The following is a 962-nucleotide window of genomic DNA, read 5'->3' as shown; positions in this document are numbered from 1 at the left end:
GACTTCCCTGCTCATCGTCTTCGACCTGCCAGATCTGAAGCCACTCATAAGCACCAGCATCCTCATGCTCTTCGCTTTGTGCATCTTCTTGCAGGAACTCTTCAAAAATAGCCGATACATTTGCCCGCAACTTGGCTTGCCTGGCAACTAACGCGCCCCAACTTTCTTCATTCATAGCCAGCACAACGGCATCTTGTGCAGCTTCTTCATCAGGCAATTGCTGAGTCTGCTGATCTTTATACCCCTGTATTGCGTGCTCTAAATCGCGCAGGTAACAATATGCCTCTAACAAACGATCAACCCACTCACTAGGCAGATAATCTTGTTCAGCAAGTGTTTGATAAGCGCTTTGCAGACCAGTGTCTTGGAGTCTTAAGTCACGACCTCCGTATATGAGCTGCGCGGCTTGCGCAATAAATTCAATCTCACGAATCCCACCGCTACCCAGCTTAATGTTTCTATCGCCACCTTTGCGATGCACCTCAGACATAATAAGTCGCTTCATATCTCGCAAAGCTTGAAAGCTCGAATAGTCGGGATATTTACGATACACAAATGGCTGAATGATACTCTTCAGCAACACTGCTCGGTCATTTTTGGTACCGGTGATTGCACGCGCCTTCAGCATGGCAAAACGCTCCCATTCACGACCTTGTGTTTGGAAGTAATCTTCAAAACCGCGCAGATTCAAAGCCAAGGCACCGCTAGTTCCATAAGGCCGCAGACGCATATCAACGCGAAATACAAAACCCTCTGCCGTTTGAGCATCCAACATATGAATCAGCTTCTGCCCCAACTTTGAGAAAAATTGATGATTATCAATGGGCTTTTTTGGATGGTCTGTCTCGCCCTTTTCAGGAAAGGCAAAAATTAAGTCGATATCAGAAGACACATTGAGCTCGCGCGCACCTAATTTACCCATGCCGAGCACAATCATTCTCTGCTCTTCGCCATCAGCGTTG

The 962-nt window shown here is 47.1% G+C and carries 1 pseudogene; it reads right to left on the bottom strand.

From position 1 onward, the window contains the following. Positions 1-962 (bottom strand): annotated as a pseudogene (locus tag A3762_RS02660) (hypothetical protein); the annotation flags it as partial.

The sequence above is a fragment of the Oleiphilus sp. HI0125 genome, from assembly GCF_001635355.1.
This window is presented reverse-complemented; position numbering and strand designations above follow the sequence as displayed.